Here is a 21,360-nt window from a genome sequence, read left to right on the forward strand (position 1 = left end):
TTTTGCATCGCGGTTCTGGCCGGTATCGCCAGTTTCGTCGTGACAGACTATGCCGTGAGTCTATATACTTGCGGCAATTTTTTGAGCTGGGTGACCGTGCTCACCCCGCCTCCCGGGCCAGCATCTGCTCGGAATCGCAGAATTTTTATTTTCGCGTTTAACCATAAGAGTGTCAGAGAGCCTTATGATCAAAATCTCCAGGGGCCTGGATTTGCCCATATCCGGCGCACCCGAGCAGCGTATTGAGCCAGGACCCAAAGTCCGCTCGGTGGCTGTACTCGGGTTCGACTATGTTGGTATGAAGCCAACAATGGCGGTGAAAGTAGGGGACCGTGTAAAAACGGGCCAACTTCTATTTACCGACAAAAAAACTGCAGGTGTACGCTACACCGCGCCGGCTACCGGTGTGGTGTCAGCCATCAACCGCGGCGAAAAGCGTGTGCTGCAGTCGGTCGTTATCGATGTTGAAGATGACGACTACGAAGCGTTCGCCAGCTATTCTGCCGAGCAGCTAAGCGGGCTGAGCAGAGACCAGGTTGCTGGAAACTTGCAGCAGTCAGGGCTTTGGACAGCACTGCGCACGCGGCCATTCAGTAAGGTGCCTGCGTTAGATGCCTCACCAGCTGCGATTTTTGTTACGGCAATCGATACTCAGCCACTGTCTGGCGATCCACAATTAGTGATCGCAGAAGCAGAGCAGGACTTTGCTAACGGCCTTGAAGTGCTGAGCAAGCTCACCACTGGCAAAGTTCATCTTTGTGTCGCCGCCGGTAGCCAAGCGCCGAGCATCAATAACAGTCAGCTGCAGGTCAGCGAATTTGCCGGTGCGCATCCGGCAGGTTTGGTGGGCACGCATATGCACTTCCTGGAAGGCGCTAGCCTCAGCAAGCAGCTGTGGCACGTTGGTTATCAGGATGTGATTGCCTTCGGACGCTTGTTTACCACGGGTAAATTGCAAGCGGATCGCGTCGTCGCACTGGGCGGCCCGCAAGTTGAACAACCGCGACTGCTCAGAACACGTCTGGGTGCGAGCTTGGAAGAGCTTTGTGCCGGTCAATTGAAAGCGGGCGAAAACCGATTGATTTCTGGTTCCGTACTCGGTGGTAGAACCGCGCGCGGTGCAATGGCGTATCTCGGCCGCTACCACAATCAGGTGAGTGTCCTTCTTGAAGGTGTGCAGCGCGATTTCATGGGTTGGCTATCGCCCGGTGCAAACAAGCACTCGACCCTGCGTATTTACCTCAGCCAATTCCTGAAGAAGCGTCTGCCATACACCACCAATACCAATGGTAGCGAGCGCGCTATGGTGCCGGTCGGTGCTTACGAGCGGGTTATGCCCCTAGATATTTTGCCTACCCAGTTGTTGCGTGCCCTCATCGTAGGGGACACACAGATGGCGCAAGATTTGGGCTGCCTCGAACTGGACGAAGAAGATTTGGCGCTGTGTACCTACGTTTGCCCTGGCAAATATGAATACGGCCCGATTCTCCGTGACAATCTCAGCCGTATTGAGAAGGAGGGTTAAATCATGGGTCTGCGAACTATTCTCGACGATCTGGAACCGCATTTTGAAAAAGGTGGCCGCTTTGAAAAGTGGTATGCCCTTTACGAAGCGGTTGACACTATTTTTTATTCGCCGGGTTCGGTAACAAAAACTACGGCCCATGTGCGCGACGGTGTCGATCTTAAGCGCATCATGATCACCGTGTGGTTCTGTGCGTTTCCCGCCATGTTCTACGGTATGTGGAATATCGGTTTCCAGGCCAACACCATCATGGCCGATATGGGTATCGCCGCTGGTGAAGGCTGGCGCCACGCTCTGATCGGTATGTTTGCCGGTTACAACCCGGCCAGCGTGTGGGACAACTTCTGGCATGGCTTCTGGTACTTTATTCCGGTTTATGCCGTGACCTTTGCGGTCGGCGGTTTCTGGGAAGTACTGTTTGCCATGAAGCGCGGTCACGAGGTGAATGAAGGCTTCTTCGTTACCTCTATTTTGTTCGCACTGATTTGCCCCCCGTCAATTCCTCTTTGGCAGGTAGCCCTGGGTATCAGCTTCGGTGTGGTTGTTGGTAAGGAAGTATTCGGTGGTACCGGTAAAAACTTCCTTAACCCAGCGCTGACCGGTCGTGCCTTTTTGTTCTTCGCCTATCCTGCACAGCTTTCTGGCGATGCAGTGTGGACGGCGGTAGACGGTTACACTGGGGCGACGGCATTGTCGGTTGTGGCCAGCGACGGTATGGCGGCACTGCAGGACAAACTGACATGGTTCGATGCGTTCAGCGGTAACATGCACGGCTCCATGGGTGAGGTATCCACTATCGCGATCCTTATTGGCGGCGCTGTTCTGCTTTGGACGGGGATCGCTTCCTGGCGCATTGTACTGGGTGTATTCAGCGGCATGGTGGCGCTGTCGTTGCTGTTTAACGGTATCGAAAGTGATAACCCCATGATGGCTATGCCCTGGTATTGGCACTTCGTTTTGGGTGGTTTCGCCTTCGGTATGATCTTCATGGCCACCGACCCGGTTTCCTCGGCCATGACCAATACCGGCAAGTTCATTTTTGGTTTGCTGATCGGTTGTATGGTTGTCCTGATCCGCGTCGTTAACCCCGCCTTCCCAGAAGGTATGATGTTGGCAATTCTTTTCGCCAACCTGTTCGCACCACTGATTGACCATTTCGTGGTTCAAGCAAACATCAAACGGAGGTTGGCACGTGGCTAATAACGACAGTATTCAAAAAACACTGCTGGTCGCGGTAACACTCTGTATCGTCTGTGCATTGTTCGTTTCCTCGGCGGCAGTCATGCTGAAACCGGCTCAAGTTGCCAACAAAGCGGAAGACCGCAAGGCAAATATCCTCGCTGCTGCGGGCATGCTTGACCCAGAGAAAAGCATCGATGAGCAATTCGAGCGTGTGACTACGCGCATTGTTGACCTCAACACAGGCAAATTTACCGACCAATTTGATGTTGCAAGCTTCGAGCAAAGCAGCGTCGCTAAAGATCCGCAAACTTCAGTGGATCTGGGTGGTGACGACATTGCCAAGATAAAGCGCCGCGAAAATTACGCGACGGTCTATCTTGTTGAGAGCAATGGCGAGCTGGACAAGATCATTCTTCCGGTGCGCGGCGCTGGGTTGTGGTCAACACTTCACGGCTTTTTAGCATTGGAAAACGACCTCAATACCGTTGCCGGCTTGGGCTTCTTCGAGCACGGTGAAACACCGGGGCTTGGCGGCGAGGTTGATAACCCGAACTGGAAAGCGCTGTGGCCGGGTAAAAAGGTCTACGACGAAGGTGATGCAAAAATTCAGTTGATCAAGGGCAGTGTCGATGCCAACACGGCAGAAGCAGAGCACAAGGTTGACGGTTTGAGTGGAGCAACTTTGACCAGTCGCGGTGTAACCAATCTACTGCAATTCTGGATGGGCGAGAATGGCTACAAGCCTTTCTTGAGCAACCTGCAGTCAGGGGAGGCCTAAGTAATGGCAACGATGAAAGAGGCATTGACCTCACCCATATTTAAAAACAACCCAATAGCGCTGCAGATCCTCGGTATTTGTAGTGCCTTGGCGGTAACCTCAAGCATGAAGGTTACCCTGGTAATGTGTATTTCTGTGATTTTCGTTACGGCGTTTTCCAACCTCGCCGTATCGATGATTCGCAACCACATTCCTGGCGCTATCCGTATCATCGTACAGATGGTTATTATTGCCTCGTTGGTTATCGTGGTTGACCAGGTACTCAAGGCCTACGCCTATGCCATCAGTAAGCAGCTGTCGGTATTCGTTGGTTTGATCATCACCAACTGTATCGTTATGGGGCGCGCTGAAGGCTTCGCAATGAAGAATCCACCGCTGGCGAGCTTTATCGATGGTATCGGTAACGGCTTGGGCTATAGCGTGGTGTTGTTCAGTGTGGCGTTCGTGCGTGAGCTGCTCGGTTCCGGAAGCCTGTTTGGTATCGAGATTCTCGCCACAATTAACAACGGCGGCTGGTATGTACCTAATGGCTTGCTGCTGCTGCCTCCCAGTGCATTCTTCTTGATCGGTTTCTTCATCTGGATCCTGCGTAGTGCAGACAAAGAGCAGGTAGAAGAGGAAGAATTTAAAATCACTAAGAATACACGCAGCGTTAAGGAGGCCTTCTGATGGAACACTATCTCAGCCTGTTCGTCAGGTCGGTGTTTATCGAGAATATGGCGCTGGCCTTCTTTCTTGGTATGTGTACCTTCTTGGCAATTTCAAAAAAAATCCAGGCCGCCATTGGCCTTGGTATTGCGGTAATTGTTGTACTGACACTTACTGTGCCGGTTAACAACCTGATTTATACCTATTTGTTGCGCGACGGCGCGCTGGCGTGGGCCGGCTTCCCGGATGTGGATCTCAGCTTCCTGGGCTTGTTGAGCTACATCGGTGTTATCGCGGCTATCGTACAAATCATGGAGATGTTCCTGGACAAGTTCGTCCCGGCACTCTATAGCGCCCTGGGTGTATTCTTGCCGCTGATCACGGTGAACTGCGCAATCATGGGTGGTTCACTGTTCATGGTAGAGCGTGATTACAACTTCACTGAGTCGGTAGTTTACGGCGCGGGTGCGGGAACCGGTTGGGCGTTGGCGATTACTGCTTTGGCGGGTATCCGCGAAAAGCTCAAGTACAGCGATGTTCCCGAAGGCCTCCGCGGTCTTGGTATCACCTTTATTACTGTCGGCTTGATGTCGTTGGGCTTTATGTCCTTCGGCGGCATCGATCTGTAACCGAGAAGAAGAACTGGAGGCGTTTTAATGAATACAGTGGTTATTCTCGGTGTAACGATGTTTACCGCGATCGTGTTGTCGCTGGTAGCCGTTATCCTGTTTGCTCGCGCGCGTTTGGTGAGCAGCGGTAATGTGACCATCGAGATAAATGGTGAAAAAACAATCAGCGTACCCGCTGGCGATAAGCTATTGGGTACGCTTTCGAATCAGGGCATCTTTTTGGCATCTGCCTGTGGTGGCGGCGGTAGCTGCGCGCAGTGTAAGTGCATTGTAAAAGATGGTGGCGGCTCCATGCTTGCTACTGAAGAGGCACACTTCAGCCCCCGTGAAGCTCGCGAAGGTTGGCGTTTGTCCTGTCAGACGCCCGTCAAGCAGGACATGGTTATTGAAGTGCCTGAAGATGTCTTCGGCGTTAAGCAGTGGGAATGTACTGTTGAGTCTAACCCCAACGTGGCTACCTTCATCAAAGAGCTGACGCTCAAGCTGCCTGAAGGTGAGAACGTAGATTTCCGCGCCGGTGGTTACGTGCAGTTGGAGTGTCCGCCTCACCACGTGAAGTACTCTGACTTTGATATCCCCGAAGAGTATCGCGGCGATTGGGAGCGTTTTGGCTTCTTCAATGTTGAGTCAAAAGTTGACGAGACCGTTGTGCGCGCTTACTCAATGGCCAACTATCCCGAAGAGAAGGGCATTGTTAAGTTCAATATTCGTGCAGCAACACCGCCGCCGAATAATCTTTCGTTGCCAGCTGGCCAGATGTCTTCCTGGGTATTCAGCCTGAAGCCCGGTGACAAAGTTAAGGTGTACGGCCCCTTCGGTGAGTTCTTTGCTAAGGAAACTGAGGCAGAGATGGTATTCATCGGTGGTGGTGCGGGTATGGCGCCAATGCGTTCGCACATCTTTGACCAGCTCAAGCGTTTGAATTCCAAGCGTAAGATCTCTTTCTGGTACGGCGCTCGCTCATTGCGCGAGGCGTTCTACATGGACGAGTACGACAAGCTGGCGGAAGAAAACGACAACTTCGAGTGGCACCTGGCACTGTCTGACCCGCAGCCTGAAGACAATTGGGAAGGTTTGACGGGCTTCATTCACACTGTGTTGTACGAAAACTATCTGAAGGACCACGAGGCACCTGAAGATTGTGAGTTCTACATGTGTGGACCCCCGATGATGAACGCGGCAGTGATTAAAATGCTCGAGGATTTGGGCGTAGAACCGGAGAATATTCTTCTTGATGACTTCGGTGGTTAAGCGATCTCTGTCCGTGGAAAAAGCAGCCTTAGTGCTGCTTTTTCTGTTTTTAAGTGCCTGTAGTCCGGCGCCAGAGGAAATTATCCAGTTCAGTGGCGAGACGATGGGCACCACCTACCACGTCACGCTGCGAAACCCCGGTGATTTGCACGCAGAGCGCTTGAAGCAACAGCTCGACTATCAGCTCGCGCACTTTAACCAAATTGCGTCGACCTATATTGAAGACTCTGAGCTAAATCAGCTAAACCGCGCGCCCATCGGTGAGTGGCAACAGCTGAGTGAGCCGCTATATGCGATTCTGACCATGGCAATGGAGGTGAGCTGGCTTAGCGGCGGGGCATTCGATATTACCGTGGCGCCGCTGGTGGACCTTTGGGGGTTCGGGCCGGTGAAGCGCGAGGGCCGTCCGAGTGATGATGCCCTGGCCGACGTGATGGATAGGGTGGGTTATACCCGCCTGCAGCTCGATATGCTTGAGCCAAAGCTGATGAAGTCTGCGGCATTGAGCATGGATCTTTCAGCCATTGCCAAGGGCTATGGCGTCGACGCTGCCGCGATTTGGCTGACGTCGCTGGGTGTGAAAGACTACCTCGTTGAAATCGGCGGCGAAATGCGTGTGGCGGGGAAGAGCCCGCGCGGCGATGCCTGGCGCATCGGTGTTGAGAATCCGGCCGGCGGTGGCCCTCAGTTGGCGATATCCCTGGGCGATATTGCGGTGGCGACCTCCGGTGACTACCGCAACTATTTCGAGCAGGATGGTGTGCGCTATTCTCACACTATTGACCCGCGCACTGGCAGGCCCATCACTCACACGCTGGCGTCGGTGACGGTGCTTGATCCATCGTGCGCCTTCGCTGACGCGATGGCGACCGCGCTGTCCGTAATGGGTACGGAGCGTGCGCTGGCGCTTGCTGAAGCTCAGGATTTACCTGTGTATATTATTGAGAAAGGGGAAGAGGGCTTTGTCAGTCGTTACAGCTCGGCCTTTGCTCCCTATCTACCGAAGGAGTAAGTGATGGCGACTATTTTTGCAGCAGTACTGGTGATGTTGCTGATCGTGGCGGCGATGTCAGTCGGCGTTATCTTTGGACGCAAGCCGATAGCGGGCTCTTGCGGCGGCGTGGGTGCAGCGTTGGCTGATCCGGATTATGTCTGTGACCTCTGCGGGAACGACCCGAATAAGTGTAAAGAAGAGTCCGAGAAAGCGGCCATGCAGGCTGACAGCAAGCAATTTTATGACGCTAGCCGCGACTAGCGGTTCTTGTGCGCCGCAGACAGCGGCGCAATAACTGCGGTTTCTTGTCCCGACAATGCTAGTATAGAGGCCCAACCGTTCACGGCCCCCAGCAACACTATGCCAGCTTCACTCCCATTCTTTATTGGTCTTCGCTACTTTCGCAAGGGTGCGGGTGATGACCGTTTTCTATCCTTGATGTCGTGGTTTTCACTATTGGGCATGATGCTCGGTGTTGTCTCACTGATCGTCGTGACCGCCGTCATGAATGGCTTTGAAGCCGAGCTACAGAAACGGGTGTTGTCAGTGTTACCCCATGCGTATGTGGAGGGGCCGAATCAACGCCTGGATGATTGGCCAGCACAGCGACAAGCGATAGCCTCGGCGCCAGGGCTAAAGGCCTCGGCACCCTACGTCGGTGGCAAGGCGATGCTGTCGGCGGCAGGCAGAATACAGGGCGTTGCGATGTACGGCATCGACCCCGAATTAGAGCGATCAGTGTCATCGGTCGCCGAAAAAATGATCGCCGGTCGCTACTTGAGCGAAACGCCCGGTCACTACGAAGTGGTAGTCGGCGATATCCTTGCGCGGCAGTTGGATTTGATGCCCGGCGACACGCTGCGGGTGGTTTTACCGAAGGTCACCGTCACGCCCTTTGGTTTATTTCCCCGGGAGCGGGTTTTCACCGTTGTTGGAATGTTTTCAGCGGGCGCGCAGCTTGATGCCAGCACCGCGTTTATCCATCTTCAGGACGCGCAAAAACTCTATCAACTGGGCACTGCTGTGCAGGGCTTGCGCCTGCAGTTTAGCGACCTTCTCCAGTCGGCAAAGTGGTCTGCCGATCTACTGCCCTTGCTTCCCAAAGGCAGCACAGTGGTGGACTGGAGTGTCAGCCAGGGCAGCCTGTTTCAAGCCGTTAAGATGGAAAAGCTGATGGTGAGGCTGCTGTTGATGTTTATCGTCATCATCGCCGCCTTCAATATTATTTCCATTTTAAGTATGGCCGTTTCCTCTCGGCGCGGCGCCATTGCGGTGTTGCGTACCATGGGTGCATCGCCTGGCAGCATCACCGGGATATTCATTGTCTACGGGGTCGCAACCGGGCTGTGCGGTGTGTTGTTGGGCTTGCTGATTGGCGTGCCGCTGGCAGTGAATATTGGTGACGTCGTCGCGTGGTTAGAGTCCGTGACAGGTCTGTATGTGTTTGATCCGCAGGTGTACTTTATCAGCCGAATACCGTCGCTGCTGAGGGTGACGGATATTTTGTGGATTTGCGGTTTTGGTCTCGCACTAAGTGTATTGGCCACATTGTATCCCGCGCGCCAGGCGGCCAAAGTCCAGCCGGCAGAAGCATTGCGCTACGAGTAAATGAAAAATATGGAACAACTAAGCACCGCGAAACCGGTTTTACACTGCCAAGCCCTCTGCAAGCGTTATCGCCAGGGGGACGGCGAGCTCACCATTCTCGATAACATCGAGCTTGTGGTGAAGAAGGGGGAAATGCTGGCGATAGTCGGGCCCTCAGGGGCTGGTAAAACCACCTTGTTGCATATGCTGGGAGGCTTAGACTTGCCCAGTAGTGGTCGGGTGCTGATTAACGACCGTGATATCGCCGCTCTTAATGACCGTGACCGCAGTCGTCTGCGCAATGCCGAGCTGGGCTTTGTCTACCAATTTCACCACCTGTTGGCAGAATTCAGCGCGGTCGAAAACGCCGCAATGCCGCTGCTTGTTGCCGGTAGAAAGCGGCGTGAGGCAATGGCGGAGGCCGCGAGCTTGCTGGAGCGCGTTGGCTTGGGCAGTCGGCTCAGCCATCGTCCCGCCCAGCTTTCCGGTGGCGAGCGGCAGCGCGTGGCCATTGCCCGGGCGCTGGTCAATCGCCCGGCTTGTGTGTTGCTTGATGAACCAACCGGGAATTTGGACGGTGATACCGCTGAGTCTGTGCACGCGCTGCTCGCTGAACTTAACCGCGAGTCTGCAACGAGTTTTTTAATTGTTACCCACGACCTACAACTGGCGCAGCGCATGGACAGGATTCTGGAATTGCGGGCTGGCCAATTGACCCAGAAGGTATAGCAGTGGCCGGTATCTCCAGATTTATTGGTTTGCGCTATAGCACCGGCGGTGATGGCAGTCAGCTGATGTCATTTCTATCGCGGTTGTCCATGGCGGGGTTGATATTGGGCATTGCCATGCTGATTACCGTGTTGTCGGTAATGAACGGTTTTGACCGGGAGATGCGCCAGCGTATTCTCGCCCTTGTGCCTCACATAAGTATGGTGCCCTGGAATGGCGGCGACGCCGATTGGCAGTCATTTCGCAGCAGTGTTCTTGCACATTCTGAGGTTCGCGCTGTGGCGCCCTTTGTACAGGGCAACGCGCTGTTAGTGAAGTCCAGTCAGGCCGAGCCGGTGCAGTTCTTTGGGGTCGACCTTGCGCAGGAAGCGACGGTGTCGCAGATGACACAGTTCGCTGATTTCAGCGCATTTCAGGAGCAGAGCGTCGTGCTTGGTAAGGGGCTTGCGACGCGCCTTGGACTGGCGGCGGGAGACTCGTTGAGCTTGGCAATTCCCCAGCCGGAGAAGGGGGGAGTGCGGTTTTATCGCTTTACGCTTGCGGCGATTTTCAGCAGTGGCACGGAGCTTGACCAACAGCTGGTGTTGATGCCGCTGGCTACGGCGCAGTCATTATTGTCGAATCAGTCGTTGTCGTTGCGGGTTGCCCTGCACGACGTGTTTGCAGCGCCGAAAGTGGCCTGGGAGTTGTCAACAGTGCATGGTCGACACTACCGGTTGCGTGATTGGAGTCAGCAATTTGGCAATATGTATCACGCGATACAAATGTCGAAAAAGTTAGTGGTGATAATGATGTTGGCTGTAGTGGCCGTTGCGGTATTCAACATTGTTTCAACACTGGTGCTTGTGGTGAATGACAAGCGCTCGGATATTGCCATTCTGCGCAGCCAGGGTGCCACACAGAGCGACATTCTGAAAACCTTTATGGTGTACGGCGCAATCATTGGCGGTATTGGCACACTCATTGGCGCCATACTGGGCGTGCTCTTCTCGCTGGTGATTGGTGATCTTGTGGCTGGCCTGGAGCAGGTGTCCGGAGCGCAGCTGTTGCGCTCGGATGTCTACCCAATTAGTTATCTGCCGACTGATATTCGCGCCAGCGACGTCGCGATTGTAAGTGCGGCGGCGTATTTTATGAGTGTTTTTGCCAGTTTGTATCCCGCATGGCGAGCATCGCGGCTCGCGCCCGCGCATACCCTGCGGCAGCAGTAACAGGGATCAGTTAGGTGTTTTTGCTCTGCGCTGCTGTTGACGTTTACGCCAGCGGCGCACAACGTGCACGCGCCACAGTATGTGGATACCCACCGCACCGACCAGGCCGCAGAATAGCCCGGTCAGCAAGCAGCCAAGCAAGAATGGCCGCCACAACAAAATCAGTTCATCCTGAATCCACTGCCAAGACAGCTCAAAGGCGAAGTCCTTGGCAGGCACATCAAGCAGGGCAGCACCCACTTTGTAGCTAAAATAGAAGAAGGCCGGCATGGTAACGGGGTTGGTGATCCATACCAGCATTACCGATAGCGGCAGATTTGCCCGCAGCAAAATAGCCAGCAGTGCCGCAAGGAGCATTTGTGTGGGAATGGGCACAAAGGCAGTGAACAGACCAATAAAAAACGCAAAGGTCACTGAGCGGCGATTTAAATGCCACAGATTGGGTTCGTGAAGAAGACTGCCGAACACGCGCACTGAGGGGTGTTCACGCATGCGCTCGGGAGCCGGAAGCCATCGCTTGAAGAATTTACGAGCCATTGGCCCCACTTTACGTAAAATGAATGCACATGACAGCCGCTAGCACAGTGCCATGCGGCGTTATTATGCATGTAAGTCGAGAGCGAGACCAGTATGTTGTCATGGATGACATTTGCTGCAGCCGGGCTGGCAGTGCCTCCTTTTCTGCCGGAGGTCATCGACTGGCGCCTGCTCGTCGGCGCTGCGATTGCTGCTGGCCTGATGGTAAAACGGCAGTGGCGAGGCGCAGCGGTAGCGTTTTTCCTCGCTTGCGGCTACAGCGCGCATTATTGCGAGCAGCGCGTCGCTCAGCTTCCCCCAGCAGGAGACATGCCGACAAAGGCGGTTTTCGACGCCCTGATCCTCGGCCCAATTGAGGAACAGAGCGGCTATGGGCGGGTTTACTATCGCTTTGATATTCAGTTGGCCGCGGGGCAGTGTGCCGACGGCTACTGCCCCGCCGGTCGCGCCCGATACCGTGTGAACTATTACGGCGCCCGTCCCCCTCAAGCTGGCACCTGGGCGAGGTTGACGCTGCGCTTGCGACCGCCAACGGGTGCCCGGTCAGCGGGGGCTTTTGACTACGGCCAGTGGCTGATTGCCAACGGCTACGCCGGGCGCGGTTATGCCAAAGTCATTGTGCCAATCGCAGGGACTGAACACGCAGCCAGTATTGGTGTTCGCTATCAGCAACTGCGTAATCGCTTGTTGAGTCAGCAACGCGAGGCGCTCGTTGGCCTGTCGCGGCAGGGTATTATGCGGGCGCTGCTCTACGCGGATCGGCGCGATGTCAGCGACGAGGATTGGGCGCTGCTTTCCCGAACCGGCACCAGTCACCTGATGGCCATATCAGGTATGCATATTGGCATTGTTATGGCGTGGGGCTTTGTTCTGGCTCGCCTGCTTGGCGCCGTATTAACACGAGGCGGGCAGGGCAGTGTGTGGTTGGGGCCGGCTCTTGGGTTTGCTCTGGCCAGCGCTTATGCCGCAATGGCCGGGTTTACGCTGCCCACTCAGCGGGCATTAATCATGGCCGCCGTGCTATGCGTCGGGCTGCTACTACAACGGCGCATATCGCCGTGGCAGGGCCTTCAGATTGCGCTGGTATTGGTGCTAATGCGCGACCCACTGGCACTGCACAGTGCTGGGTTTTATCTGTCATTTGTTGCTGTGGGCGTGTTGCTGATGCTGACAATGGGCGTGCAGTCGGGCCAGGCCGCGTGGCGCAAACTGCCGCTTCTTCAAGCGCAACTGTTATTCGTATTATTGCCGGTGCTGGCGATTTGGGGTTTCGGCTCAGGCGTCGCGGCATTGCCGGCAAATTTAGTGGCAATTCCTGCGCTCGCGCTGGTCATTATGCCGGTGCTCTTTATCGCGTTATTGGCGGCTTGGCTAGGCTTGCCCGATTTTGGCCTATTTTCTGCCGCGAATTCGTTGCTCAAGTGGCTGTTTAATTATCTTGAGCTGCTGTCACAGCTGCCATATTGGCAGCCCGCGCTTAGCGTTTTATCGATCCTGTGCCTACTGTTGGCTGCGGGTTTACTGTTGTTGCCCCGCGGCATATTGGGTCGCCCTTTGGCGGTGATTTTTGCCGGGCTAGCTTTGTTACAAACACCGCCATCGCCGCCACCCGGCCATGTATGGGTGAGTGTGTTAGATGTAGGCCAGGGCTTGTCGGTGTTGGTTCAACAAGGGCGACGTGCGTTGATCTACGACACCGGGCCGAGCTTCTCGGCGCGCTACAACAGTGTTGATGCGGTGCTACTTCCGCTGCTTCGTCGCCGCGGCATTCACCGGGTCGATCGCTTAGTTCTCAGTCACGGAGACCGCGATCACGCTGGCGCGGCCGACAGGCTGGTGAGCGCGGTGCCGGTGAAGCAGGTGCTGTCCGGCGAACCCGAGCGACACCGCGAATTGGCGGCGAAGAACTGTCATTTCGCGTCACCCTGGTTGTGGGACGGTGTGGAATACCGTTTTCTACGCTATTCGCCCTCTCGTGACAGCAAGAGCAATAACCGCAGCTGCGTTCTGCTTTTTCGCGCTGGCGATCACCGAGTACTGCTGACCGGCGACATTGAACGGGGTATTGAAGCAAAATTGGCGCGAAATTGGCCCCCAGAGGTAGCGCTGGACATGCTCCTGGCGGCGCATCACGGTAGTAAAAGCTCCTCGTCTGATGTATTTCTCCGCGCTACTCAGGCCGAGCACGTTGTCTTTGCGGCCTCGCGGTTTAACACCTACGGACACCCTGCCAAAGACGTTACCGAGCGTTTTCAAAGGCTGGGAAGCCGCTGTTGGCAAACAGGCATCCACGGTAGTGTGCATTTCGAGATGACAAGCGAGGGCATGCAACTTTTGCGATATGACGGGAAAAAGCGCTACTTCTGGCAGATTACCCCCAAAGATGTGTGCGCCGTGCCGTATTCAGGGCCGTGATGACTTTTTCATTGCCAGCATCGCTGTATAATGCAGCGACAAAAATAAAGAGGCTGTGCTGTGCTGGAACTCGTCAAAGCTGGTGGCTGGCTAATGCTACCAATCATCCTTTCTTCCATTCTCGCCCTGGCAATTTGTGTAGAACGTTTTTTAGCGCTGAACCCCGACAAGGTCGCCCCGCGCAATTTGCTCAATCAGGTGTGGGGCTGGATGCAAAACAAGCAGCTGGATAATGAAAAACTTCGCCAGCTGCGCAAGGGCTCGCCACTTGGCGAAATTATTGCTGCCGGGCTTGGCAACGCCAAACACGGCCGCGATATTATGAAAGAGAGCATCGAAGACGCCGCCTCCCATGTTATTCACGAGCTGGAACGCTACCTCAATGCCCTGGGAACAATTGCTGCTGTTACCCCGCTACTGGGCTTGCTGGGAACCGTGGTCGGCATGATCCGGGTATTCAGCGAGATCATGGTGCAGGGGACCGGAAATGCGGGGGTACTGGCTGGAGGTATTTCCGAGGCACTGATCACCACCGCCTCCGGACTGTGTGTAGCCATTCCCGCGCTGATTATGCACCGGTATTTCTTGCGCCGTATTGATGCCATCGTTGTGACGATGGAGCAAGATACCATCAAACTCATTAATGCCGTCCACGGCGATGTGCAAATGAAAGAAAATAGCCACTCGGGGCGCTCGGCGTGAAGTTTCGCCGGCAGCGTATCGATGACGGCGGCGTAAACCTGACGCCGCTGATCGACGTGGTATTTCTCCTGTTGATTTTCTTTATGGTGTCTACAACCTTTACTAAGGAAAGCCGTCTACAGCTGGAGTTGCCCACGGCCGAGGGTGAGTCGCTTAGCGATGACACCGACCTGATCGAAATTATCATCAACGCGCAGGGCCGTTTTCAAGTCAATGAACAATCACTGGGTGATGGTGGTCTAGAGGCATTACTTAAGGCTCTGCAGAATGCCTCGGGCGGTGATACGATGCGCCCGGTCACCATTACCGCTGACGCCAACAGCCCCCATCAAGCGGTTGTTACGGCGATGGATGCGGCGGGCCGCCTGGGCTTTGTTAAGCTTAGAATTACCACACAGGAAGCTGATGCTAGCCCAAACTAGGGCGGCTTATATTATGAGCAAAAAACCTTCAGATTTAGCTATTTATGGCCGGCTTTTAAAGTATGTTATCCCATTTTGGCCGCTGTTTTTGCTCAGTGTTCTGGGCTTCTCATTCTATTCGGGTGTGCAGGTTTTACTCGCCGATATGATGCAGCTGATCGTCGATTACATCGGCGGAAATGTTAAGCCGGGCGAGGGCGGGGTAACGGCCAAGATGATGTGGGCGCTGGGCGGTGATGACTTCCACCTGGGCTCGGCGCGTACCTGGATCGTGGTGGCACTGGTGGCACTGGGTGTTGGTCGCGGGCTGGGCTTTTTCGCGGGTAACTATTTTATTGCCGGTATCTCACACCGCTTGGTGCACGTGTTGCGGGTAGAGCTCTATCAAAAAATGCAATTCATCCCCAGTAGCTATTTCGATCGCAACTCCACGGGCGCACTGATCTCAAAAATTACCTTTAATGTCGAGCAAGTGACGGGTGCTGCGGTCAACGCCCTGAAGGTGGTACTGCGCGAAGGCACCTTTGCGATTGGCTTGATGGCCTACCTTCTGTATATGAATTGGCAGCTGACCCTGGTGTTTTTACTTGCCTTGCCAATGATCGGCGTGACCGTGTGGTGGGTGGGCAAGCGCTTTCGCAAGATCAGCCGCAAGATCCAGAACGCAATGGGCGAGGTGAACCAAGTCACCAACGACAGTATTAATGCCTATCGTGAAATTCGCCTGTATGGCGGCAGCGTCCAGGAAGCAAAGCGATTTCAGGCGGCAAGCGAAAAAAACCGCAATCAAAATATTAAAATGGCGTTCTACAACGCCATTAGTCCAACGGTCATTCAATTTCCGGTGGTGTTGGCGACGGGCCTGTTGATCTGGATTGCTCTGGGGCTTACCGGCCAAATGACACCCGGTTCTTTTGTGGCCTACCTTTCCGCGGCGCTCTTTTTGCCCAAACCCATTCGCCAACTGGCGGAAGTGAGCAGCGTGATTCAGAAGGGCCTCGCGGCCGCCGAGAGTATTTTTGAATTTCTCGATGCCGAACAGGAAAAAGACGAGGGTCGCATCGAGTGTGAACGTGTGCGCGGCGAGATAGACATCCGCCACCTCAATTTTCGTTACGGCCCGGAGCTGCCGAACGTGCTCACCGATATTAATCTGCATGTGGAGCCCGGTACGTCGCTAGCCTTGGTGGGCCTTTCTGGCTCCGGCAAGTCCACCTTGGTCAGCTTGCTGTCGCGTTTTTACCAACACAGTGAAGGTGAGCTGTTGCTCGACGGCGTTGATATTCGCGATTACACCCTGGATAACCTGCGCCACAATATCGCCTTGGTTACCCAGCAAGTGACGCTGTTCAATGACACGGTGTACAACAATATTGCCTATGGCAGCATGGCATCGGCCAGCCGTGAAGAGGTGCTTAGCGCGGTTGAGGCGGCCCACGCCAGCGACTTTATTAATAGTTTGCCTGAGGGAATTGATACCGTCATCGGTGAGGACGGCGTCATGCTATCCGGCGGTCAGCGTCAGCGTTTGGCCATTGCCCGGGCATTTTTGAAAAATGCGCCGCTGCTGATACTCGACGAGGCAACGTCGGCGCTCGATAACCAGGCGGAATCCCATATTCAAAAAGCGATGGAAGAGGTCATGAAAGGCCGCACGACCATCGTGATTGCCCACCGACTCAGCACTATTGAGAGTGCCGACCAAATCGTGGTGATGGAGGAGGGGCGCATTCTGGAGCGGGGCAGCCACGCTGACTTGTTGGCCTTGGGGCAACGCTACGCTCAGTTGTATAACCGCAATTTTGAGGAAGATAGTGAAGCTTGAGCAATGGCTGAATGCGCGTTGGTACGGGCGGCCGGGAATGCTGTATGCATTCTGGCCTCTGGAGTGCCTGTTTCGCGCATTGGCCGCATTGCGACGGCGCAATACCCGGCCACAGCGCTGTTCGGCGCCGGTTATTGTGGTCGGCAATATCGCTGTGGGTGGCAGTGGTAAAACCCCCGCTGTTTTAGCGATCGCCCAGCACCTCCAGCAGCGCGGTTGGCGCCCCGGAATCGTTAGCCGCGGTTATGGTGGTAAAGCTGCGCAGTATCCCTTATTCGTCACCAATGCCACACAGCCCTCGGAAGCGGGCGATGAACCCTGCCTGATGGCGCGGCGCAGCGGCCTGCCGGTTGCGGTAGCGCCAGACAGGGTTGCCGCTGCAAATTTGTTAGTGGACGAGCACGCGTGCAACGTCATTATCAGCGACGATGGTCTGCAGCATTATCGCCTCTACAGAGATGTTGAAATTCTGCTTGTTGACGCAGCGCGCGGCTTTGGCAATGGCCACTGCCTGCCACTTGGGCCGCTGCGGGAACCGCCGCGGCGCAGCGAAGAGGTGGATCTGGTCATCAGCAACGGCCGCGTTGAAAGCGATGTTCTGGCGGCGTTATCCGCCTATGAAATGCGCCTGAAGGGCGACACCTTGATCAATGTTCACTCGGGCGAGCGACGCACGGCAGCAGACTGGCCCGAGAATGCCCGCCGGGTGAATGCGATTGCGGGTATTGGCCATCCACCACGCTTTTTTGCCGCATTGACTGAGCTGGGCTTTGACTGTCGAGGGCAGGCTTTTCCCGACCACTACGAATATCGACCCGAAGACCTACAGCAGGACTCATCATTGCCACTGGTGATGACGGAGAAAGATGCGGTTAAATGCGCACAGATCAGTCCGGCGGACAGCTGGATGCTTCCTGTTGATGCCGTGTTGCCCGACACGTTTTTTGAATCGCTTGATCAGTTACTCGACCGAGTTGCCTAAACGCCAGAGGTTTCCATGTCTTACACCGTTATTATTCCAGCCCGTTACGCCTCGAGCCGTCTGCCGGGGAAACCGCTGATGGACATCGCGGGCATGCCGATGATTCAGCATGTATGGCTGCGCGCCTCACAGAGCGGCGCCGAACGAGTGGTGATTGCAACCGAAGATGAACGCGTGGCCCGCCGCTGTGAAGCGTTTGGGGCGCAAGTTTGCATGACCAGTGCTGAGCACGAGAGTGGCACTGACCGCTTGCAAGAGGTGGTTGCCAAATTGGGGCTTGCCGATGACGATATCGTGGTCAATGTCCAAGGTGACGAGCCCCTGCTGCCCGCACCGGCAATAGAGCAAGTGGCGCAAAACCTCGCGGCCAATACTCAGGCCGGCATTGCAACACTGAAAGAGCCGATTGACGATGCCGCGACGGTCTTCAATCCCAATGCGGTAAAAGTGGTGAGCGATCGTCAGGGTTTAGCACTGTACTTTAGCCGCGCCCCCATCCCGTATTGCCGCGACCAATGGTCCGATGGCCAGGGGGTGTTGCCTGAGGGCGTTGAATACTGGCGGCATATTGGTATCTACGCCTACCGCGTCGGCTTTCTGCACCAGTTTGTAAGCTGGCCCGCGGGCGAGCTGGAGAGTTGTGAGCGCCTGGAACAGCTTCGGGCTATGGAGAACGGCGTGCGCATACATGTGGCGCAGAGCTGTGTCGATATTCCCGGCGGTGTAGACACCGAAGAAGACCTCAATGCGGTGCGCGCCATTTTGGAGTCAGGCCGTGGTTAAGCGGGTGTTATTTGTCTGCCTGGGAAACATATGCCGCTCGCCGACGGCGCACGGCGTATTTTTGCACAAGGTGATTGATGCCGGTTTGCAGGCGCAGATCGAGATTGACTCGGCGGGCACCGCGGCTTGGCATACCGGCAAGTCGCCAGATGAGCGCAGCCAAGCCTTCGCCGCGCGGCGCGGCTACGATTTATCAGCCCTGCGTGCCCGGCAGGTATGTGAAGCCGACTTTTATCGCTTTGACTATATATTGGCGATGGACCGCGCCAATATGGATTCCTTGGCAGAGATCGCCCCGAATGATGCCAGCGCGACAGTCTCCTTATTACTGAACTTTGGCAGCAGCACGATTGAAGAGGTTCCCGATCCATACTACGGCGGCGATGACGGCTTTAACGCCGTGTTAGATCTTGTCGAGGACGCATCAGAGGGGCTGTTACAGGCTCTGCAGCGAGAACATTAATGTTGGAAATCGCCAAAAACGTCTCACTGCTCAATCATAATACCCTTGGCGTAGCGGCGCAGGCATACGCCTACAGCGCGATCGACAGCGACGGCGACTTGCGCGACGCCCTGCAGTACGCCGAGCAGCACGGCCTGCCGAGCCTCGTACTGGGCGGCGGTAGCAATATAGTATTGAGTGATGACTACCCCGGTTTAGTGATACACATGCGCCAGCGCGGTATCAGCGCAAGTCCCATTGAGGGCGGCGTGGCGCTGCGGGTTGCCGCAGGCGAAAACTGGGATGCCTTGCTGCGGTATTGTCTGGATCAAGGGTGGTATGGGCTCGAAAACCTGATAGCCATTCCCGGGTCGGTGGGGGCCGCACCGGTGCAAAATATAGGCGCATACGGGGTGGAGCTGTCTCATTGCCTGGCCTGGGTAGAGGGCTGGGATCGGCGGCTCGGCGAGCGCCGGCGTCTGTCGGCAGAGCAGTGCCAGCTGGCCTATCGGGACAGTATTTTTAAGGGCGCGTTGCGCGATCAATTCATCATTACTGAGGTTGGGCTGCATCTGCGCCATCGCGCCCACGCCAATACCGATTATCCTGCGCTGCGGCAATTCCTTGTCGAGCACGGCGAATCACCCGAGGAGGTTCACCCTCGCGTTGTTGCGCAAGCCGTTGCCGCTATCCGTGCTGCTAAGCTTCCCGATGTGCACGCTGAGCCGAATGCCGGCAGTTTTTTCAAAAACCCGCTGGTCAGTGCTGATGTCGCCAAGCAATTACTTATCGACTTTCCGGAGATGGCGCACTGGCCGATGCCCGATGGGCAGGTGAAGCTGGCCGCTGCGTGGTTAGTGGACCAGTGCGGCTGGAAAGGGCGTCGTCTTGGCCCGGTCGGCGTGCACCCCAAGCAGGCCATCGTTCTGGTGAATTACCAGCAGGGCAGGGGCGAGGATATTCTTGCCCTCGCCGATGCCATCATTGACGATGTCGCCCGGCGCTTTGGTGTGCAGTTGGCTATCGAACCGCGGGTTTACTGACGATGGCGACCGGTGAACGGGAGATACAACTTCCCGGCGGTGCGCTAATTTATCAGGCGGATTTTGTACCGGCGCCGGATCAGTTGTTCCAGCAGTTGCGTGACCACGTTATGTGGCAGCAGCCGATGCTGCAGGTTTTCGGGCGTTGGTCTCCAACGCCGCGCCTGGTGAGCTTTGTCGGCGACGATGGGTTGAGCTATCGCTACAGCGGTCAGCAGCAAGATAGTATGCCGTGGCCAGATGCCCTGTTACCGCTAAAAGCCGCGCTGGCTGATAAATACGGTTTGTTATTCAACTGTGCACTATTAAATTACTACCGTGACGGCAAGGACTGCATGGGCTGGCACAGTGATAATGAGCGCGAGCTGGGGCCATCGCCGGCTATCGCCTCAATCAGTGTGGGGGAGTGCCGGGATTTTCGGCTTCGGCCCTCGCCCAAGGGGTGTGCCGCGGGCCATCCGCCTGTGAGCATCGCCCTGGAGCACGGGTCGCTGCTGCTGATGCTGCCGCCGACCCAATCCCACTGGCAGCATAGCCTCCCCAAGCGTGCAAAACGTGGTCCACGCATAAATATCACGTTTCGTCAGCTGATTCGCTGAGCTCCCTGTAGCCTGAATATATCCCTAAATGGTATCGTTTGCGTCTTACACAGGGAGTAACACTATGATCACAGTGCTGGTTGCAGATGACCACGCCATGGTGCGGACGGGCATAGCAAGGATGCTAGACGACGCAGACGATATCAGTGTCATTGCGGAGGCGGCAAATGGCGAAGAGGCCATTCAACGCTGCCGCGAACTTCGGCCTGATATTGTACTGATGGATATACGAATGCCGGGTATGGGCGGCCTTGAAGCCACCCGAAAACTTCAGCAGGTTGCGCCGGATACCCGGATTATTGCGGTTAGCGCCTGCGAACAGGAGCCGATGCCCAGCCGCTTATTGAAAGCCGGCGCCTGGGCCTACCTGACGAAGGGCGGCGACGACAGTGGGCAAGAGGTACTGACCGCCGTGCGTCAGGTGGCCAGCGGCAAGCGCTATTTAAGCCCCAGTATTGCCCAGGCCCTGGCGCTCAGGGGCTATGACGAGCAATCGGCTTCGCCCTTTGACAGCCTGTCTGAACGAGAAATTCAGATCAGTATCATGATAGGCAATGGCTTACGCGTGCAGGATATTGCCGATACCCTGCATATTCAGGCGAAAACCGTGAACAGCTATCGCTATCGCATCTTTGAGAAGCTCGATGTCAATGGCGACGTGGCACTGACGCTGCTGGCCATTCGCCACGGCCTCATTGAGGCTCCGAGCAGTAGTTGATAGGACAATATGGCGTCTTCGCAGAGTTTTGACCACCAGCGTTTTTTAAAGACGGTCACCCAAAAAGCGGGTGTCTATGTCATGCTCAGCGAAGCGGCCGATATTCTCTATGTCGGCAAGGCCAAGAATCTGCGAAACCGACTGAGCAGCTACTTCCGCAGCGCGGGGCTGACCAATAAAACGATGGCGTTGGTGGCGCGCATTCATCAAATTGAAGTGACGGTTACCAGCACAGAGCGAGAAGCTCTGCTGTTGGAGCAAAACTTAATAAAGCAGTACCGACCGCCCTATAACATCCTGCTGCGTGACGATAAATCCTACCCCTATATCTACCTGAGCAGCGATCATCGTCATCCGC

At 55.5% G+C, this 21,360-nt stretch carries 23 protein-coding genes; 22 read left to right on the forward strand and 1 reads right to left on the reverse strand.

All coding sequences use genetic code 11. The features are described 5' to 3' along the window. Nucleotides 1-184 precede the first annotated feature (184 nt). The 11 genes from ABNS66_RS14860 to ABNS66_RS14910 all read left to right on the forward strand — a co-directional run bounded on the left by ABNS66_RS14860 (nucleotide 185) and on the right by ABNS66_RS14910 (nucleotide 10,534). Nucleotides 185-1,525 (forward strand): Na(+)-translocating NADH-quinone reductase subunit A, encoded by a 1,341-nt coding sequence (locus ABNS66_RS14860; RefSeq protein WP_286840138.1) that lies wholly within the window; start codon nucleotides 185-187, stop codon nucleotides 1,523-1,525. A 3-nt stretch (nucleotides 1,526-1,528) separates the two neighbouring features. Next, entirely contained in the window at nucleotides 1,529-2,725 is a 1,197-nt protein-coding gene (locus tag ABNS66_RS14865) for an NADH:ubiquinone reductase (Na(+)-transporting) subunit B (protein WP_286694158.1), read from the forward strand. After that, entirely contained in the window at nucleotides 2,718-3,485 is a 768-nt protein-coding gene (locus ABNS66_RS14870) for a Na(+)-translocating NADH-quinone reductase subunit C (RefSeq protein WP_286694159.1), read from the forward strand. Before ABNS66_RS14865 ends, ABNS66_RS14870 begins: the two co-directional genes overlap by 8 nt. A 3-nt stretch (nucleotides 3,486-3,488) precedes the next feature. Then, nucleotides 3,489-4,154: an NADH:ubiquinone reductase (Na(+)-transporting) subunit D gene (locus ABNS66_RS14875; protein WP_027872593.1), complete on the forward strand. Its 666-nt coding sequence runs from the start codon at nucleotides 3,489-3,491 to the stop codon at nucleotides 4,152-4,154. After that, nucleotides 4,154-4,762 carry an NADH:ubiquinone reductase (Na(+)-transporting) subunit E gene (nqrE, locus tag ABNS66_RS14880; RefSeq protein ID WP_027872592.1) on the forward strand — a complete coding sequence of 203 codons (609 nt, stop codon included), beginning with the start codon at nucleotides 4,154-4,156 and terminating at the stop codon, nucleotides 4,760-4,762. Before ABNS66_RS14875 ends, nqrE begins: the two co-directional genes overlap by 1 nt. Before the next feature lie 27 nt (nucleotides 4,763-4,789). After that, a complete protein-coding gene (nqrF, locus tag ABNS66_RS14885; RefSeq protein WP_286694160.1) occupies nucleotides 4,790-6,013 on the forward strand; it encodes an NADH:ubiquinone reductase (Na(+)-transporting) subunit F in 1,224 nt (407 codons plus the stop codon). A gap of 13 nt (nucleotides 6,014-6,026) precedes the next feature. After that, nucleotides 6,027-7,025 carry an FAD:protein FMN transferase gene (locus ABNS66_RS14890; RefSeq protein ID WP_286840140.1) on the forward strand — a complete coding sequence of 333 codons (999 nt, stop codon included), beginning with the start codon at nucleotides 6,027-6,029 and terminating at the stop codon, nucleotides 7,023-7,025. Between the two features lie 3 nt (nucleotides 7,026-7,028). Further along, nucleotides 7,029-7,268 (forward strand): (Na+)-NQR maturation NqrM, encoded by a 240-nt coding sequence (gene nqrM, locus ABNS66_RS14895; RefSeq protein ID WP_027872589.1) that lies wholly within the window; start codon nucleotides 7,029-7,031, stop codon nucleotides 7,266-7,268. A 99-nt stretch (nucleotides 7,269-7,367) separates the two neighbouring features. Then, nucleotides 7,368-8,615 carry a lipoprotein-releasing ABC transporter permease subunit gene (locus tag ABNS66_RS14900; RefSeq protein WP_286840142.1) on the forward strand — a complete coding sequence of 416 codons (1,248 nt, stop codon included), beginning with the start codon at nucleotides 7,368-7,370 and terminating at the stop codon, nucleotides 8,613-8,615. A gap of 9 nt (nucleotides 8,616-8,624) precedes the next feature. Next, a complete protein-coding gene (gene lolD / locus ABNS66_RS14905) occupies nucleotides 8,625-9,323 on the forward strand; it encodes a lipoprotein-releasing ABC transporter ATP-binding protein LolD (RefSeq protein WP_204995487.1) in 699 nt (232 codons plus the stop codon). Between the two features lie 2 nt (nucleotides 9,324-9,325). Next, nucleotides 9,326-10,534, forward strand: coding sequence for a lipoprotein-releasing ABC transporter permease subunit (locus ABNS66_RS14910; RefSeq protein WP_286840145.1), 1,209 nt, complete (start codon nucleotides 9,326-9,328; stop codon nucleotides 10,532-10,534). 6 nt (nucleotides 10,535-10,540) lie between these two features. Here ABNS66_RS14910 and ABNS66_RS14915 read toward each other — a convergent pair whose 3' ends face one another. Continuing rightward, nucleotides 10,541-11,071 carry a DUF2062 domain-containing protein gene (locus ABNS66_RS14915; protein ID WP_286694165.1) on the reverse strand — a complete coding sequence of 177 codons (531 nt, stop codon included), beginning with the start codon at nucleotides 11,069-11,071 and terminating at the stop codon, nucleotides 10,541-10,543. 93 nt (nucleotides 11,072-11,164) lie between these two features. On the opposite strand from ABNS66_RS14915, the gene ABNS66_RS14920 reads away from it, so the two are divergent. The 11 genes from ABNS66_RS14920 to ABNS66_RS14970 all read left to right on the forward strand — a co-directional run. Then, complete coding sequence (locus ABNS66_RS14920) at nucleotides 11,165-13,486, forward strand: DNA internalization-related competence protein ComEC/Rec2 (protein WP_286840147.1); 2,322 nt, start codon at nucleotides 11,165-11,167, stop codon at nucleotides 13,484-13,486. A gap of 60 nt (nucleotides 13,487-13,546) precedes the next feature. Further along, nucleotides 13,547-14,188, forward strand: coding sequence for a MotA/TolQ/ExbB proton channel family protein (locus ABNS66_RS14925; protein ID WP_204995481.1), 642 nt, complete (start codon nucleotides 13,547-13,549; stop codon nucleotides 14,186-14,188). Continuing rightward, nucleotides 14,185-14,610: a biopolymer transporter ExbD gene (locus ABNS66_RS14930; RefSeq protein ID WP_286840123.1), complete on the forward strand. Its 426-nt coding sequence runs from the start codon at nucleotides 14,185-14,187 to the stop codon at nucleotides 14,608-14,610. Before ABNS66_RS14925 ends, ABNS66_RS14930 begins: the two co-directional genes overlap by 4 nt. Before the next feature lie 13 nt (nucleotides 14,611-14,623). Continuing rightward, on the forward strand, nucleotides 14,624-16,435 hold the full coding sequence (gene msbA, locus ABNS66_RS14935) for a lipid A export permease/ATP-binding protein MsbA (protein ID WP_286840122.1): 1,812 nt from the start codon (nucleotides 14,624-14,626) through the stop codon (nucleotides 16,433-16,435). Then, on the forward strand, nucleotides 16,425-17,417 hold the full coding sequence (gene lpxK / locus ABNS66_RS14940) for a tetraacyldisaccharide 4'-kinase (RefSeq protein ID WP_286840120.1): 993 nt from the start codon (nucleotides 16,425-16,427) through the stop codon (nucleotides 17,415-17,417). The genes msbA and lpxK overlap by 11 nt, the downstream gene beginning before the upstream one ends. A 15-nt stretch (nucleotides 17,418-17,432) precedes the next feature. Further along, complete coding sequence (kdsB, locus tag ABNS66_RS14945; protein WP_286840117.1) at nucleotides 17,433-18,200, forward strand: 3-deoxy-manno-octulosonate cytidylyltransferase; 768 nt, start codon at nucleotides 17,433-17,435, stop codon at nucleotides 18,198-18,200. Beyond that, nucleotides 18,193-18,663: a low molecular weight protein-tyrosine-phosphatase gene (locus tag ABNS66_RS14950; protein ID WP_348655370.1), complete on the forward strand. Its 471-nt coding sequence runs from the start codon at nucleotides 18,193-18,195 to the stop codon at nucleotides 18,661-18,663. Before kdsB ends, ABNS66_RS14950 begins: the two co-directional genes overlap by 8 nt. Continuing rightward, on the forward strand, nucleotides 18,663-19,685 hold the full coding sequence (gene murB, locus ABNS66_RS14955; protein WP_286840111.1) for a UDP-N-acetylmuramate dehydrogenase: 1,023 nt from the start codon (nucleotides 18,663-18,665) through the stop codon (nucleotides 19,683-19,685). The genes ABNS66_RS14950 and murB overlap by 1 nt, the downstream gene beginning before the upstream one ends. Nucleotides 19,686-19,687: 2 nt before the next feature. Further along, nucleotides 19,688-20,284, forward strand: coding sequence for an alpha-ketoglutarate-dependent dioxygenase AlkB (locus tag ABNS66_RS14960; RefSeq protein WP_286840109.1), 597 nt, complete (start codon nucleotides 19,688-19,690; stop codon nucleotides 20,282-20,284). Between the two features lie 64 nt (nucleotides 20,285-20,348). Beyond that, nucleotides 20,349-21,002: a response regulator gene (locus tag ABNS66_RS14965; protein WP_286694174.1), complete on the forward strand. Its 654-nt coding sequence runs from the start codon at nucleotides 20,349-20,351 to the stop codon at nucleotides 21,000-21,002. A 9-nt stretch (nucleotides 21,003-21,011) separates the two neighbouring features. Further along, nucleotides 21,012-21,360 (forward strand): GIY-YIG nuclease family protein (locus tag ABNS66_RS14970; RefSeq protein WP_348655371.1); only part of this gene is annotated, 349 nt, incomplete at its 3' end.

The organism is uncultured Spongiibacter sp., assembly GCF_964011655.1.
Lineage (GTDB): Bacteria > Pseudomonadota > Gammaproteobacteria > Pseudomonadales > Spongiibacteraceae > Spongiibacter > Spongiibacter marinus.